At 40.5% G+C, this 17315-nt stretch carries 10 protein-coding genes; 8 read left to right on the top strand and 2 right to left on the bottom strand.

Features of this window, described 5'->3' with window-relative positions; translation table 11 throughout:
• Window positions 1-27 precede the first annotated feature (27 nt).
• Complete coding sequence (locus BM141_RS00990; protein WP_091538567.1) at window positions 28-1056, bottom strand: LacI family DNA-binding transcriptional regulator; 1029 nt, start codon at window positions 1054-1056, stop codon at window positions 28-30.
• 507 nt (window positions 1057-1563) lie between these two features.
• On the opposite strand from BM141_RS00990, the gene BM141_RS00985 reads away from it, so the two are divergent.
• From BM141_RS00985 to BM141_RS00965, 6 genes are all read left to right on the top strand, one after another.
• Window positions 1564-4731, top strand: coding sequence for a SusC/RagA family TonB-linked outer membrane protein (locus tag BM141_RS00985; RefSeq protein ID WP_177217223.1), 3168 nt, complete (start codon window positions 1564-1566; stop codon window positions 4729-4731).
• A gap of 21 nt (window positions 4732-4752) precedes the next feature.
• A complete protein-coding gene (locus BM141_RS00980; protein ID WP_177217222.1) occupies window positions 4753-6558 on the top strand; it encodes a RagB/SusD family nutrient uptake outer membrane protein in 1806 nt (601 codons plus the stop codon).
• Window positions 6559-6598: 40 nt separating this feature from the next.
• On the top strand, window positions 6599-8206 hold the full coding sequence (locus BM141_RS00975) for an endo-1,4-beta-xylanase (protein WP_221407607.1): 1608 nt from the start codon (window positions 6599-6601) through the stop codon (window positions 8204-8206).
• 151 nt (window positions 8207-8357) lie between these two features.
• Window positions 8358-10754, top strand: a complete 2397-nt coding sequence (locus BM141_RS00970; protein WP_221407606.1) for a glycosyl hydrolase 115 family protein — start codon at window positions 8358-8360, stop codon at window positions 10752-10754.
• Window positions 10735-11235, top strand: coding sequence for a hypothetical protein (locus tag BM141_RS23380; protein WP_221407605.1), 501 nt, complete (start codon window positions 10735-10737; stop codon window positions 11233-11235). The genes BM141_RS00970 and BM141_RS23380 overlap by 20 nt, the downstream gene beginning before the upstream one ends.
• Before the next feature lie 200 nt (window positions 11236-11435).
• The gene (locus BM141_RS00965; RefSeq protein WP_091538444.1) at window positions 11436-12665 is read left to right on the top strand and encodes a pyridoxal phosphate-dependent aminotransferase; all 1230 of its coding nucleotides are present in this window, start codon (window positions 11436-11438) and stop codon (window positions 12663-12665) included.
• Between the two features lie 62 nt (window positions 12666-12727).
• On the opposite strand, the gene BM141_RS00960 is transcribed toward BM141_RS00965, so the two are convergent.
• Window positions 12728-15022, bottom strand: a complete 2295-nt coding sequence (locus tag BM141_RS00960) for an NADP-dependent malic enzyme (protein ID WP_091538442.1) — start codon at window positions 15020-15022, stop codon at window positions 12728-12730.
• A gap of 167 nt (window positions 15023-15189) precedes the next feature.
• Here BM141_RS00960 and BM141_RS00955 point away from each other — a divergent pair, with 167 nt between their 5' ends.
• Together BM141_RS00955 and BM141_RS00950 are read left to right on the top strand one after the other, a co-directional pair.
• On the top strand, window positions 15190-16227 hold the full coding sequence (locus BM141_RS00955; RefSeq protein WP_091538564.1) for an NHL repeat-containing protein: 1038 nt from the start codon (window positions 15190-15192) through the stop codon (window positions 16225-16227).
• A gap of 9 nt (window positions 16228-16236) precedes the next feature.
• On the top strand, window positions 16237-17292 hold the full coding sequence (locus BM141_RS00950) for an o-succinylbenzoate synthase (protein WP_091538440.1): 1056 nt from the start codon (window positions 16237-16239) through the stop codon (window positions 17290-17292).
• The last annotated feature ends 23 nt before the right edge of the window (window positions 17293-17315 follow it).

Below are 17315 nucleotides of genomic sequence, written 5' to 3'. Positions count from 1 at the left end.
CCTTCTTCTCTGCTGACTTACAGCTAATTAGGTAGATTTTCCTTTCAAAGACGATGCTCGTACAACCAATTCAGAATGTAAGATAATAGCATTAGTATCTTTGATACTTGACTGTTCGTTGAGATGATTGATGAGGCTTTTTGCTGCTACTTCTCCCATTTCCTGCCCATGATAGCGCACGGTAGTTAAGTTAGGTTCTACTACCATAGCAATAGGGTCATCATTGAACCCTACAATGGCAATATCTTCAGGGATAGAAAAACCTGCTTGTTTGAGGGCTACAATGCAATGCGCTGCATAAAAGTCGTTAGTAATAAAGATAGCATCAGGGACAGGCTTAAGGCTTGTCAGGTATTGTACCATCTCATTGACAGATTGATAGCTAAAATCAGTGGTACGCACCAACTCCTCGCAGTAATGAAGCCCGCTCTCTGCCAAAGCTAAGCGATAGCCTTTCAAGCGGTCTTGATAGACATTCCTTTGTAAGTTGCCTGTGATGTGCATAATGTGTTTGCAACCTTGCGCAATGAGGTGATTAGTAGCTTCGTATCCCGCTTTCAAATTATCTATGACTATGCTCGTACATTTCTTATGCGTAAGTACACGGTCAAAAAAGAGGATAGGTACTCCTTTTTTTATCAGAGGCTCAAAATGGTCTAAGTTTTCTGTGTCATAAGAAAGCGACACAAGCAAACCGTCGACATGGCTGTTGAACATGGTTTTGACGTTAGCCATTTCCTTTTTTACAGATTCTAAAGACTGGGCTATGATGAGGTTATAGGAGGCTTCGTTAGCTACTTTTTCCATACCTGCCAAGACGGTGGACATAAAATAGCTGTTCAGGCGAGGTACTATGACCCCAATCGTATTTGTTTTTTTCCTTCGCAGGTTACTTGCAAAAATATTTGTTCGGTAGCCCAACTCCTTTGCCTTGCTAATAATTACTTTTTTCGTATCTATATTAATAGCAGGGTGGTCGTTCAAGGCTCGACTTACCGTAGCTGGGGATATATTCAACTGCTTGGCAATGTCGTAAATCGTAGTTTCCTTTTCCATTTTCATATTTGCATACTATTTCTGTAAGTTATAAAAGTAAAAACAAACCAACAAGTTTGATGATTAAATCTCTTTGAATTTTTCAAAAAATTGCATTTTTTATGCAATCGGTTTAAAAAAATATCGCTTTTTTTAGGCTAATTTTAAACATTTTGAAGTTTGTTTATTCAAAATAATACTTTTATTTAACAATATTACTTGTTTAGATTAGTAAAAACCTCATAGTGTTTAAAAAATTTTTTACGTAAATATAAAAAATATTTATGCAATCGGTTGCATTTGTTGTAAATCTTTTGCTATATTTATGTTCAAAATGACCTATGAGTCTATAGTGTCGCTTTTTGTATCTCATTTTCAATATTTTAATTATTGTTTGTTAAAAAAAACTACAACAAAAAATTATCAGCCTAAAAAATAAACTTTTTACTCGACCAGAACCACTTGAAAGAATAAGTAACCCTTAGCATCGTATCGAACCATTTATTCAATTAATTAACTCTTATGAAAATGAAAAACTTCATACCCAAAAAGGCTTATGAGTTACTATCGCTTGGATTATGGAGATGGAAATTTGCAATTATCGCATTTGCCTTTCTTCTACTTAGCATGAATAGTAGCTTAGCACAAACCAACCAAGTATCAGGTAGAGTAACCAGCGAAACTGGTGAAGGACTACCGGGCGTAAACATTGTTCTGAAAGGCACAAATAAAGGTACGACCACCGACAGCGATGGGAAATATGCCTTTGCAGGAGTAGATGCCAACTCTGTACTTATTTTTAGTTTTATAGGCTACACTACACAAGAGATTGTAGTTGGTAATCAGACTACTATCAATGTTCAGTTGATGCTGGACATGAAAACACTTTCTGAAGTAGTAGTCGTAGGTTATGGTACGCAGAAAAAAGCAGACGTTACTGGTGCTATTACTTCGGTATCAGAAACAGCTTTGCGCGAAGTACCTGTGGCTAACTTACAGCAAGCACTGCAAGGTAGAGCGGCAGGTTTGGAAATTCAGCGTACCGGTACTCGTCCTGGGGCAGGGGCGCAGATTCGAATTAGGGGAACTCGCTCTATCTCTGGCTCCAATGAACCTTTGATAGTATTGGACGGTATTCCTTTTGACGGAAGTTTGAACGACATTAACCCCAATGACGTGGCTTCTATTGAGGTACTAAAAGATGCCTCGGCTACAGCTATTTACGGCTCAAGGGGTGCAAATGGGATTCTTTTGATTACTTCCAAAAAAGGGGAAACAGGAGATACTAAGGTTTTTTACAACGGCTATCACGGTATAGGTACAGTAGCCAACAAGTATCCTTTGTTTAGTGCCGCAGAGTACCAAGCTATGAGGAATATCTCGCCATGGGCAGAAGGTTACATGCCTGAGGAGCTTAAATCTATCCAAACAGGTAGGACTACCGATTGGCAAGACCTCATGTACCAAGGAGCGTACCGTACAGACCACAATTTGACCATTTCAGGGGGAACCAAAGCCAATACTTTCTCCTTAGGAGCGGGCTATTTTAAGGAAACAGCCCTCTTACCCGGTCAAGACTTTACGCGATTTAACCTAAGAACGGCTATAGATAGCAAGATAGGCAAAAGGATTAGCGTAGGGATTAGCTCTATCAATAGCTTGAACATTACCAATGGTTCTCAGTTCGTAGTAGGGGGGACGATGTACCCTATTCTTTCTTTGAGCCCTTTGATGCCTTCACGCGACTCCTTAGATAGGATTTATAAAGTGCCTTCTGGTAATATTCTGGACAATGTTACTTACAATCCACTTTATCTCAAAGAAAACAATAACAACTGGGTGGACAGGGTAAGAAGATTGAGGACTTTCAATAGCTTGTATGGCGAGTATGAATTTTTTGAAGGCTTAAAATATAGACTAAACTTAGGTCTGTCTTATGAACAACAAGAAAGTGCGCAGTTCCAAGCCTCTGACTTAGCTTCTAATCCAAGTTATTTCAGACCTCAAAGAGGAAATACTGCTTTTGTAAATAACTCTCAAGCATGGGGCTATACCTTAGAGAACTTATTGATTTATGATAAAACCATCGCACAAAAGCACAGAGTAAACTTCACGGGATTGTATAGTATCCAAGAAGGGCAATTTTATAATACTTCTGTAAGGAAAGACTCTATCACTGATAACTTTGTGCAGTTCTACAATTTAGCCCTCTCCACACCAATCAACTCGTCTAATACTGCCTTGGGTGGGGGAGAAAGCAGGTCGGCTATTATTTCCTACATGGGGAGGTTGAACTATGCGTATGATGATAAATACCTGCTTACAGTAACAGGCAGAAGGGACGGCTCATCTCGCTTGGCAGTGGGTAATAAGTGGTTTAACTATGGTGCAGTTTCCGCAGGTTGGAATATTACCAATGAGGACTTTATGCAAGATATTAAACTCTTGACCAACCTCAAGCTCAGAGCAGGTTACGGAGTAACTTCTAACCAATCCGTAGGGATTTATTCCTCTCTGGGTTTAGTATCTAATAATAACGGTTTACAAGCACCGGGAAATATTATCTCTTACAATTTCGGCAATACGATTTTGAGTGGCTATCAAGTTTCTGCCCTGCCCAATGCAAACCTTTCTTGGGAGTTCTCAAAAACAACTAACGTAGGGGTTGATTTTGGAATTTGGGAAAACAGAATCACAGGCTCTATTGAGTATTACCACCAAAAAACAGATAGGATTATTTACGGAGTCAGCCTCCCGGCTACTTCTGGGGTTACGGGTAACTTCCAAACCAATATTGGGGAAATGGAAAACAAGGGCTTTGAGTTTAGTATCTCAAGTGTGAATGTTCGTTTGGACAATGGATTTACTTGGAGTATGGACATCAACCTTTTCACTAATAGGAATAGAATCTTGAAACTGAGCAACAATGTACAAAGAGATATTGCCAATCAGTTACACGTAGGTTATTCTATGACTTCTATCTACGACTTTAAAAAATTAGGTATTTGGCAGATAGACGAGGCGGCAGAAGCGGCGCGATATGGGGCAAGACCCGGACAAATTAAACTCTTGGATTATAGTGGACGCGATGGTGTGCCTGATGGAGTAATCAACGATTTTGATAGGCATATCATTGGTAACGCTGATGCCAAGTTGCAAGGGGGTATGACTCACCGTATTACCTACAAAGGTTTTGACTTCTCAACAGTATTCTATGCAAGATTTGGCGGTTTACTCATTAGCCAGATTCACCAGCCAGATGCCGCCTACTTGACCAACTTAGACGGAAGAAGAAATGGCATCAAGGTCGACTATTGGACACCAACTAACCCAAGTAACTGGTTCCCTATGCCTGGGGCTAACAGAACGGTGAGTACAGAATGGACAACTTTGGGTTACTACGATGCAAGTTTTGTCAAAATTAGAAGCATCAACTTTGGTTATACCTTTGACAAGAGCATACTCAGTAGATTTGGTATGCGGTCAGTTCGCACCTATTTCACTATAGATAATGCAGCTATCTTGTTTTCTCCCTATTTTAGACAGACAGGCATAGACCCTGAAGGTACAGGAACAGGAAATCAAGGGGTTTCTAATCCCGGTAATATTCGCGGCGGAGCAAATGGGGTAGTTACTATCAGTGCAAGCACACCTCCCGCAAGAACATTTACTTTTGGCTTAAACATCTCACTCTAAATCTTATAAATTCGTATGAAAATGAAGAAATTATATAAAATCATTGGCTTTTTAGCTTTGATAAATGTAGCTACTTTTTCAAGTTGTGAAAATAAACTCATTGAAAAACCTTTTACGGTTTTTACACCTGAGTACTTTAAAACACCTTCTGGCTTTCAAAGTGGAATTGTTGCACTCTATTCAGGGTTAAGGTTCTTATACGGACCCGAAGGAGCAGTTACTTTAGGTACAGTAGGTACTGATGAATGGACTTACGCTGACCAACCTCGCACAGGAGCGGGAGGAACGCAAGACATTGTTACTATGGGGAACTACACTTTAGACTTAGGCAATGGTCAAATCCTAACTCCTTGGAATAGAAGCTATTTTAATATCAACTTGGCAAATGGCTTGGTAGAATTTGCAGCACAAGTACCTATGAGCGAATCAGAAAAGAACATTGGTTTGGCAGAGATTCGCTTTCTGAGGGCTTTGTACTATCTCAACTTGGTACAACACTTTGGGGCAGTACCTTTGGACTTAGGCAGTGGAGAGTTGAAATTTAACCAAGTGGCTTTCCAAGATATGAACCGTTTACCTTTGGCAGAGGTACTCACAAAAAACTATCAGGCTATCATAGATGACTTAACTTTTGCAACCAAAAATCTTCCTGATAGGCGACCTGCCAATGCTTTCAGACTTTCCAAAGCAGCAGCATTTGCATTATTGGCAAAAGCGTATATTCATAGAGCTTATTCTTCTGCAAAGCAAGCCACCGACTTTGAAAATGCTTTTACCGCTGCCACAGAAGTAATAAACAACCAAGCAAGGTATGGTACAACTCTGCTCCCTAACTTTGCTGATGTGCATAGACCAAGAAATGATTATAACTTAGAAATTATCTTTTCGGTAGAAAGAATACCCGGTAATAATAATGCCAACGAAGTAGGCAACCCAACGGGTATTGGAGGAGGCAAAGGAGTAGATGCTGCCAATGATTTTAACCCTGACTACACGGCAGTGAGGGCTCCTTTGGTAAACTCAGCTACTCAGCCCTGTGCCACAAGAAATTTACTATACGGTCGTCCTATTAGACGTTTCTGCCCTACACCTTGGTTGTATAACGTGGCTTTTGCTGACAAAGAAAATGATAGTCGCTTTGATGGCTCTTTTCGCATGGTTTGGTTAGCTACCCAAGATGGTGGTGGCTTCAGAGCCAATATAGATACAGGATTTGTCTTAGCAAAAACCAATAGAATTGCAGACTCTTTGAACGCGCTTACTTCCCCTACTGGAGGTCGTTTGAAGCCTTACAGGGTCATAGCACCCAGAGAATTTTATCTGATAGGAGGTTCTTTTGCTCAAAATATCTATCCAGGTCTGAGCAAGTACGAAGACCCTGATAAACTAACTCCTAACGATACAGGAGGTCGTCCTTTCCCAGTGATAAAACTTTCAGAAGTTTATTTATTAGCAGCAGAAGCGGCGGTTCAGCTTGGACGAACTAACGAAGCTGCCAACTTTATCAATGTGCTCAAAAGAAGAGCCGCTTTCCGTCCAGGGCTGACCAACGCTCAAGTAGAAGCTCGCTATAATGCGATTCGTGTGTCGCCGGCTCAGATGAACTTGGATTATATCTTAGACGAACGTACAAGAGAACTCTGTGGAGAAAGCAACAGATGGCCTGACTTGGCAATAAGAGGCAAACTCTTAGAAAGAGTAAAAGCCTTCAATCCTGACGGAGCAGCAAATATCAAAGATTTTCATGTGCTAAGACCTATTCCAAGAAGTCAATTAGATGCTTTGACCGTACCTAATGCATCGATTTATCAAAATCCGGGCTATTAACCACTAAACAATTAAAATTCAAGTAATTATGAAAAAAATAATGAAAAATTTGAAATTGCCTTTATTGGTAATGGCAATTTTACTATCAGCTTGCAAAAAGGAGGTAGAAACAGGAATCTTAAATAAGAGTAACTTTCCTGAAAGTACTACGCCTTTGAAAGATGCCGCAGATTTCCCTATTGGTGTAGCTATTGATTTTACACCGATGATTAATAACCAACAGTATAGAGAAGTGGCTCAGAGAGATTTTGACGGGGTAACTTTCAGCTACCACATGAAGCACGGGGCGATAGTGAGAGATGACGGCACGATGAATTTTACGAATACCGATGCTTTGGTGCAGGCTTCTGACAACTTAGAGATTTTTGGACATACCTTAGGCTGGCATCAAAATCAAAATGCCAGCTACTTGAAAAACTTTTCTGGTATTGTGATTCCTGCCACAGTAAACCTAATACAAAACGGTGGTTTTGAACTGGGAGGAGCGACCAACTTTAACAACTGGGCAACCTTCAACTCTGGTAATCCTGCGGGGTCTGCTACTATTACCGTAGGCACAGGAAACGAAGTAAGAACAGGCACAAGGTCTATGAAGGTCATAAACCCTACAGCCTACCCAGGTAATCAATGGAGAGTACAAGTAGCAAGCGACTTAGTTCCTACCATAGTAGGAAGACAGTACACTGTTTCTTATTGGGTGAGAGCCTTGAGCGCAGGTGGTTCTATCAGACTTTCCACCCAAACAAGTGGGGGAGGAGAACCTCAATACCAAGGCGACCAAACCATAGGCACTGCTTGGCAGCAAGTAAACTGGACAATTACCGCCAACTCGCCTCAAACACGTATCCTATTTGATATGGGGCAGGCGGCTAATACCTATTTAATTGATGATGTGAACTTTAGCGAAGCAGTAGTGGCGCCATCTGGTGCGCAAATTGTTACTCGCTTAGACCAAGCTCTCAACAACTTCATCACGCAAATAGTAACTCGCTACAAAAACAAAGTAAAGGCGTGGGACGTAGTCAATGAGTTATTTACCGAAGACGGAAACATTCGCAACAACAACAATACCTCTACTACGCCAAGCGACGTATTAGTTTGGTCACATTATTTAGGGAGAGATTATGCTTTAAAAGCTTTTAACTATGCCAGAGCTGCCGACCCCAATGCCGACTTATATATCAACGACTACAATCTTGAGTCCAGCCCAAGAAAGTTAGATTCTTTGATAGCTTTCGTAGGCGAACTCAAAAGAAAAGGCGCAAAGGTAGATGGCATTGGTACGCAAATGCACATATTTTGGAATAGCTCTCATGCGGGCATTGATGCCATGTTCCAAAAATTAGCCGCTACAGGCTTGAAAATCAGGGTTTCTGAGTTGGACGTGAGGATTAACCCCACCAATAAAGGTAGCTTTATTTTTGATACTTATATGGAAGGCTACCAAGCTCAAATGTATAATTATGTAGTTAAATCTTATATCAAACACGTACCTCCCGCCCAAAGAGCAGGAATTACTATCTGGGGCATTAGCGACAATACAAGCTGGCTCTATAACAACGGTAGGGACTACCCCTTGCTTTACAGAGCAGATTTCTCCAAAAAGCAGGCTTACGGAGGTGTATTAGATGGGCTACAAAAAAGATAATTACTGAAAATTCGTTCTTCATATTTACTCACTAACTAACAAACAGATTTCTAACCAGCTATACAAACAAACAGATTTCTTTTTCTACTAACTTTGGTAAAGCCTCAAAACTTTACCAAAGTTTTTCCCTTTATTTAAAATCCAATTGAAAATGAAAAACCAAATCAAAATTATTGCCTTTTTATTCTTTTTTCTTATCCATTGGGCAAACGCACAATCTCCTACTGCCGCTCCTTCTTACATTGCTTTTGAAAATGGAAAAGGTTATTTTCCTTTAGCAATAGAAGGGAAAACAGCATCTTTATACACTGATAAAGAGGAGTTTGCTGGAGTAGTCAGAGCCTTAAAAAACTTGCAAAGCGACCTCAAAAAAGTTACAGGAACTGAGCCTAATTTTGCTCAAAACACGGATTTTAAAGAAAAAAATATCGTTTTAGTAGGGACTTTGGGGAAAAACAAGGCAATAGACGATTTGGTAAAAAGTGGCAAACTCAATGTCAAAGAAATTCAAGGGAAGTGGGAAACTTTCCTCATTCAAACCATTGAAAAGCCATTCAAAGACGTAGAAAAGGCTTTGGTAATTGTGGGGAGCGACAAAAGAGGGACAATTTTTGGCATTTATGACCTTTCTGCCCAAATCGGTGTGTCGCCTTGGTATTGGTGGGCAGATGTACCTGTCAAACAGCAAAACAACTTATTTGTAAAAGCAGGGAAATTTTCCGCAGGAGAGCCTCACGTCAAGTACAGAGGCATTTTTATCAATGATGAAGCCCCTGCATTTTCAGGCTGGGCTTGGGAAAAATTTGGTGGCTTCAAAAGCAAAATGTATGAAAATGTTTTTGAATTGATTTTGAGGCTTAAAGGCAACTTTTTGTGGCCTGCTATGTGGGGAAATGCTTTTTATGATGATGACCCTTTGAACCCCAAATTGGCTGATGAGTATGGAGTAGTTATCGGCACTTCGCACCACGAGCCGATGATGCGGGCGCATGACGAATGGAGGCGTTACGGCTCAGGCAAGTGGAACTACACAGTAAATGATTCAGTATTAAGAGATTTTTGGCGAAAAAGTCTGCAAAGAATGGGCAATTACGAAAGTTTGGTAACGGTAGGCATGAGAGGGGACGGAGATGAACCCATGACCGAAGGAACACAAATCGCACTATTAGAGAAAATTGTAAAAGACCAACGCCAAATTATTCAGGAGGTTACAGGGAAAAAAGCCGAAGAAACGCCCCAAGTTTGGGCTTTGTACAAGGAAGTCCAAGACTATTACGACAAGGGCATGAGAGTAGATGATGACATTACGCTTTTGCTTTGTGATGACAACTGGGGAAATATCTGCAAACTCCCCAACCTTGCTGAAAAGCCAAGAAAAGGAGGATACGGCATTTACTACCATTTTGACTATGTAGGGGGACCTAGAAACTATAAGTGGTTGAATACCAACCCAATCGCCAGAGTTTGGGAACAAATGCACTTAGCATATCAGTACAAAGCAAGACAGATTTGGATAGTCAATGTAGGCGACATCAAACCTATGGAATTTCCGATTTCTTTCTTTTTAGATTATGCTTGGAATCCTACCAAAATCCAAGCAGAAGACTTACAAAAATATACAGAATGGTGGGCTTCGCAACAGTTTGGCAATCAATATGCTAAGGAAATTGCCGAAATGCTTACCAAATATACCAAATACAACGGCAGACGCAAACCCGAGCTTTTATCTCCTGATACTTACAGCCTTTTTTACTACAAAGAAGCAGAAACCGTAGTAGAAGAATACAATGGCTTGGCAAGGCGAGCAGAGTTCCTTTACAATTTCATACCTGCCCAGCAGAAAGATGCTTTTTTTCAGTTGGTGTTGCACCCTATCAAAGCCTGTGCAAACCTCAACGAGTTGTACTTGACGGTGGCTAAAAATCGCCTTTACGCCCAGCAAGGTAGGCTCGCTACCAATGACTTAGCCGACAAAGCAAGAAAACTGTTTGAAAAAGATGCAGAAATTTCCAATTTCTATCATAAAAACGTAGCCAACGGCAAGTGGAATCATTTTATGAGTCAAACCCATATTGGCTATACCTATTGGCAACAACCCCCTAACAATGTGATGCCTGACGTAAAAATTATTCACCCAAGCAGTGAAAATGCAGAAATGGCGATTGCTATGGAAGGCTCAGAAAAGTTTTGGACAAATCCCCATAAAGACATTGTTTTGCCTACTTTTCATTCTTTGAAAAGGGAAGCCTTTTATTTTGAGGTCTTTAATAGAGGACAAAAGCCTTTTGAGTGTAGCATAGAAACAGAAAATAGTTGGGTAAGACTGTCTTTTGCAAAAGGAATGATAGAAAAAGAACAAAGGGTCTGGGTAAATATAGATTGGGAGAAAGTACCTTTGGGTAAAACGGAAGCAACAATTAAAGTAAAAGATGCCAGAGGAAAAATCATTCCTATCAAACTAAACTTAGAAAATATAACACTTCCTGCTGATTTTAAAGGCTTTGTAGAAAAGTCATGGTTACGTGTCTATGGAAGCGGAGCATTTTAGCAAGGCAGTAGGAAAAAATGGCATTACTTGGAAAGTTATTCCCAGCTTAGGCAGGACACTTTCAGGAGTAACGAGCTTGCCTGTAACTGCCCCCAGCCAAACGCCAGCAGGAGATAGCCCGCGTTTGGAGTACGTTATTCATTTTTCCTCAGCCTCAGAGGTAAGCGTACAAGCATTTTTCTCCCCCACTTTGAACTTCCCCAACGGGAATGTGGAAGGCTTGCGCTATGGGGTTTCCTTTGATGATGAGCCTGTGCAAGTCATTAATTTACACAAGGATAAGTCTGAAAAAGCATGGGAAAAATGGGTAGCGGACAATATTAATATCGGAATGTCAAAGCACAACTTAGGCAAGGCAGGACAACATACCCTCAAAATTTGGTTGGTAGATTCAGGCTTAGTTTTGCAAAAAATAGTGGTGGACACAGGAGGCTTAAAACCCAGCTATTTGGGAGCAACGGAAAGTTATTTGAAAAAATAAGTTGCTATTTTTAATGAGAAAATTTGACTGGCAAAAAAAGCCACCAACTAAATATCAAAATTTGTTGGTGGCTTTCCTTCTTTTGTCTTAATTTTTTAACTTTGCACTCCTTTCAAATTGATGAAAGAGAATAGGCATTACCAACCAAATAAACTACGCTTTACATACTTTTATCGTGTTTTAAGTAAATTGTAAATCAAATGAATGAAGTCTTAGTAGAAGAAAGAAAAGCAATCATTCCTGCACTTTCAGAAAGAATCAATGCGATGGCAGAGTCGCAAACCTTAGAAATGGCTAAAAAAGCACGCGAACTGAAAGCCAAAGGCATTGACGTTATCAGTCTCAATCTCGGAGAGCCTGATTTTGTTACTCCACAACACATCAGAGAGGCTGCCAAAAAAGCCATAGATGAGGGTTTTACCTTTTACACCCCCGTTTCAGGTATTCCAGAACTTCGCAAAGCCATTGCAGAAAAACTTAAACGCGATAATAACTTAGATGTCAAAGCAGAAAATATTGTGGTTTCCACAGGCGCAAAGCAGTCTTTGGTCAATACTTTGATGGCTTTGGTCAATCCGGGCGATGAGGTCATCATCTTTGCACCTTATTGGGTGTCCTATTATGAAATGGTCAAGATGGCAGAGGGTGTACCTGTGTTGGTGCATGGTTCTTTGGAAAAGCAGTTCAAAGTTAGTGCAGCGCAAGTAAGAGCCGCAATTACGCCCAAAACGAAAGCTATTTTGTTCTCCTCGCCTTGCAACCCCACAGGAGCGGTATTTTCCAGAGAGGAATTGACTGCTATTGCAGAAGTAGTTGCCGAGTATGACCATATTTTTATCATTGCTGATGAGATTTATGAATACATCAACTTCTCAGGCGAGCATTTTAGCATAGGTTCTTTGGATATAGTCAAAGATAGAACCATTACCGTCAATGGTTTCTCCAAAGGTTTTGCTATGACAGGCTGGCGAATGGGGTATATCGCTGCTCCCAAATGGATAGCTGATGCTTGCGACAAGATGCAAGGACAGGTAACCTCTGGGGCGAACTCTATTACACAAAAAGCGGCTTTGGCAGCCCTAACAGGCGATATGGCAGAAACCAAAAAAATGTCAGAGGCTTACCGCAGACGTAGGGACTTGGTGATAGACCTGCTCAAAGAAATCAAAGGCATTAAAGCCAACGTTCCTGAGGGTGCTTTTTATATTTTCCCTGATGTAAGTGATTATTTTGGAAAGAGTTATGAAAACTATTACATCAAAGATAGCTATGACTTGTGCATTTACCTGCTCAATGAGGCACATGTATCTTTGGTAGATGGCGGAGGTTTTGGCGCACCTAATTGTATCCGTATTTCCAGTGCCGCCTCTGATGAGAACTTGAAAGAGGCAATCCGCCGAATGAAAGTAGCCTTAGAAAAATTGAAATAATTTGTTTTTATATCTAAAAAGCGAATGTTTCCCTGAAAAGGGCGACATTCGCTTTATCAATTCTACTCTTTTTTTTTCTTCTTTTCCTGTGCATCTACCACCGCTATTGTTACCATATTCACAATTTCCCTTACCGAACTCCCTAACTGCAAGACGTGAACAGGTTTTTTCATGCCTAAGAGAATGGGACCTACTGCCTCGGCTGTTTTCAGTTCTTGTAATAGCTTGTAGGCGATGTTTCCAGAAGCTAAATTAGGGAATACCAAGATATTAGGTCGTCCTTTCATCAGGTCAGAAAAAGGATAGTTTTCTGAAAGTATCTCAGGATTCAAAGCTACATTGGCTTGAATTTCTCCGTCAGCAATGATATGTGGATATTTTTCCTTGAATTTGCGTACCGCTTCTCTCACCGTTCTTGGCTCAGCATCATCAGAAGAACCGAAGTTAGAATACGCAAGAAAAGCAATACGCGGTTGGATATTGTACTGCTGCACCGCCTGAGCTGCCAAATAGGCGATACCTACCAATTCGTCAGCCGTAGGATTTTGAATGACCGTAGTATCTGCTAAGAAAAGAGGCTCATTTTTGGTAAGCATCATATACATTCCAGAGATTTTGGTATTTGGCTCTGCTCCAATAGTTTGTATAGCAGGACGAACAGTGGCTTCGTACTTTCTTTCTAAGCCAGAAACTACTGCATCGGCTTCTCCTGTTTCCAACATCATCAATCCATAGTAAATGCGTTCTCTAACGGCTCTCTTAGCTTCATACAGGTTAAAGCCCCTTCTTTTTCTTTTTTCAAAGAGAATTTCCGCATACTTTTCTATCATAGGCAAGGAGTCCTCGCTCAAAGGGTCTATGATAGGTGCATTGCCTAAGTCTATGCTGTATTCTTTCATTACTTGGCGTATTTTTTCTATATTACCAAGCAAAATAGGTTTGGCAATTCCTTCATCTTGAACTATCTGTGCCGCTTTTAGTACTTTGTAGTTCTCTGCCTCTACAAAAATGACTTTTTGAGGGTCTTGCTTTGCCTTACTTACTAATACTCTGATAATATTCTCATTACTTCCCATGCGAAGGCGAAGTTCTTTTTCATACTCCTCCCAATCATTAATGACTTTACGTGCTACTCCACTTTCTATGGCGGCTTTGGCTACCGCAGGGGCTACCGTAGTGAGCAGGCGAGGGTCAAGCGGTTTAGGAATAATGTATTCTCTGCCAAATGTTAAGTTTTTTTGGTTGTAAGCCACATTTACTATATCAGGAACGGGCTTAGTAGCCAACTCGGCTATTGCCTTGACTGCTGCTAACTTCATTGCTTCGTTGATTTCTTTTGCCCTTACGTCCAAGGCACCTCTGAAAATGAAAGGAAAGCCAAGCACGTTGTTCACTTGATTAGGGTGGTCAGAGCGACCTGTCGCCATGATGACATCTTTGCGCGTAGCAATGGCTAAATCGTAGGCAATTTCGGGATTAGGGTTTGCCAAGGCAAATACTATTGGGTTATCTGCCATGCTTAAAAGCATCTCTGGCGTAAAAACATCAGCTTTAGAGAGTCCTAAAAACAAATCCGCTCCTTTGATAGCTTCTTCTAAGGTGCGTAAAGGGGTGTCATGAGCAAAAACTTGTTTATATTTATCTAAATCGGTACGTCCAGAGTGAATCACTCCTTTGCTGTCGCACATAATGATATTTTCTGCTTTTACACCTAACTCTATGTAAAGTTTTGTACATGCGATTGCAGAGGCGCCTGCCCCAGAAACGACCACTCTGATTTGGTCAATTTTTTTATTTACGATTTCTAAGGCATTGAGCAAAGCCGCAGAGGAGATAATTGCTGTTCCGTGCTGGTCATCGTGCATGACAGGGATTTGCATTTCCTTTTTCAATCTTTCCTCTATCTCAAAACAGTCGGGGGCTTTGATGTCCTCTAAGTTTACTCCTCCAAAGGTAGGCTCTAAGGCTTTGACTACGGCAATAAACTCCTCCACATTTTTTGTACCTACCTCAATATCAAATACATCTATCCCTGCAAAAATTTTAAATAAGATTCCCTTTCCTTCCATGACAGGCTTAGATGCCTCTGCCCCAATGTCCCCCAGACCCAATACCGCCGTTCCATTGGAAATCACAGCGACTAAGTTTCCTTTGGCAGTATATTTATACACATCTTCCACATTTTTAGCAATTTCCAAGCAAGGCTCAGCTACTCCTGGGGAGTAAGCCAACGCCAAATCTCTCTGCGTTTTTGTAGCTTTGATAGGCACTACCTCGATTTTTCCCGGACGGTCTAAGGCATGGTAATCCAAGGCATCTTTGCGTTTCTGTATGGTTTTATCAGTTTTATCAGACATGTCTTTAATTATAAATGTAAGCGAATTTGATTTGTATATGAAAATACGAAATTAGAGGGTATTTTTTAAAATACAAAGGAAGTAAATATCAATCCTTTCAAAGAAAATTTTTCCTGCTACTTCTATTCGCTAAATTTTTTTATTTTTGATGAAAATTAAAGATGAAAATGAATAGACGAGACTTTCTGGTTAAATCTACCACTGCTACCGCTGTAGGTTTAGCCTTTCCATATATCAATTTTGGGAAAGCCAAAGAAGATACCATACTTGGACATGGACAGTACCGCTACAAAGTAGTGAAAGATTGGGGAATTTTGGACAATGATACGCCCGTCAAAGACTGCCATGAAATGGTACAAGACAGCAAGGGAAGGCTTATTTTGCTTACCAATGAGGTGAAAAATAATACCATCATTTACAATAAATCAGGCAAATTGCTTTCCAAGTGGGGAACAGAGTTTCCCGGAGCGCATGGACTGACGCTAAGCAATGAGAATGGGGAGGAGTTTCTCTACATCACCGACCACGACCGCAGACAGATATTTAAAACTACCTTAGAAGGGCAAATCATTTTCAAAATAGGCTATCCTAAGGACGCAAATGTGTATAAATACGATGGTGCTTATTATAAGCCTACGGAAATTGCCGTTGCGTCTAATGGGGACTTTTATGTGGCAGATGGCTACGGAGAGCAGTACATCAGTCGTTACAATTATAAAGGAGAACTTATCCAAGTGTTTGGAGGACGTGGAATGGAAAATGATAAATTCACTGAGTGTCATGGGATTACATTGGACAATCGCAATAAAAATAATCCTACCTTGCTCATTACAGACCGACAAAAGCATCAATTCAAGCGATTTAGTTTAGACGGCAAATACATCAGCACTATTCCTTTGGGTAATCTGTGGAACTGTCGGGCTGTTATCAAAGGAGAGAACATTTACTTTGCTGCACTCAAATCCAATGACAAATGGGATAACAATGGATTAGGCTTCGTAGGCATTATTGATAAAAATGATAAGGTAGTTTCCTGTCCAGGAGGGGCAGAGCCTATTTATAAAAATGGTGAATTACGAGCTATTCCACAAACCTCCAAGCTATTTACTTACCCTCACGATGTCTGCATAGACGATGAGGAAAGTATTTATGTTGCTCAGTGGAATTCAGGAAGAACTTACCCAATCAAGTTGCAAAGAGTTTGATAAAAAACTATGTCTTTGAAAATCACCTATTTCCCACATCAGCTTTTCTTTCGCTTTGAGGCGGGTACATCGCGAGGAGTGCTGACAGAAAGAACGGCATTTTTTATACAAATTTTTGAGGAAAACAACCCCCAAATACAAGGCTGGGGAGAAGCAAGTCCTCTCAAAGGGCTAAGTGTAGATGACCGTACTGATTTTGAGGAATGTATCCAATATTTTATACAAGTATTTGAAAACCAAAAGTTTCAGGCTATATCGGAAGTAAGTGATATTTGGCTAAGAGAAAATACTATCCGACTGCCAAGTTTGCGATTTGCAGTGGAAACTGCACTGAAAGACCTTTTTTTGGGGGGGCATCGCAAAATTTATGACAATAGCTTTTTCAATGAAGGCAGACCTATTCCTATCAATGGATTAATCTGGATGGGTAAAGAGGACTTCATGAAGCAACAGATAGAAGATAAACTTAGTCAAGGGTTTACCTGCCTCAAAATGAAAATAGGAGCAATAGATTTTCAAACAGAGTTGGACATACTCAAATCTATTAGGAAGCGTTTTTCTGCGGAAACCATTACGCTGCGCGTAGATGCTAATGGGGCTTTTTTTCCACAAGACGCATTAAAAAAACTTCATCAATTAGCCAAATATGACCTACACTCTATTGAGCAACCTATCAAAGCAGGGCAAATAGAGGCTATGTATCATCTTTGTAGGAATACGCCCTTGCCGATAGCCCTTGATGAGGAACTGATAGGGATAGAGACCTTAGAAAAAAAAATGACTTTGCTGCAAGCTACTCAGCCTCAATATATTATTGTAAAACCTACGCTTTTGGGTGGTTTTGTGGAAAGTGCAGAATGGATTGAAATTGCTGAGAAACAAGGTATTGGCTGGTGGATTACTTCTGCCTTAGAGGCAAATATTGGCTTGAATGCTATCTGCCAGTTTACTGCATCGTATGCTCCTACTATCCCACAAGGATTAGGCACGGGGCAGCTATACAGCAATAACTTGCCTATGCCTTTGGTGGTCAAGCAAGGACATATTTTTTATGAGCGAAATTAGGGCAGATATTACAAAACAAATCA

The sequence above is a fragment of the Thermoflexibacter ruber genome (assembly GCF_900113045.1).
Classification (GTDB): domain Bacteria; phylum Bacteroidota; class Bacteroidia; order Cytophagales; family Thermoflexibacteraceae; genus Thermoflexibacter; species Thermoflexibacter ruber.
The sequence above is the reverse complement of the archived record's forward strand: the minus strand, read 5'-3'. Positions and strand labels throughout refer to the sequence as shown.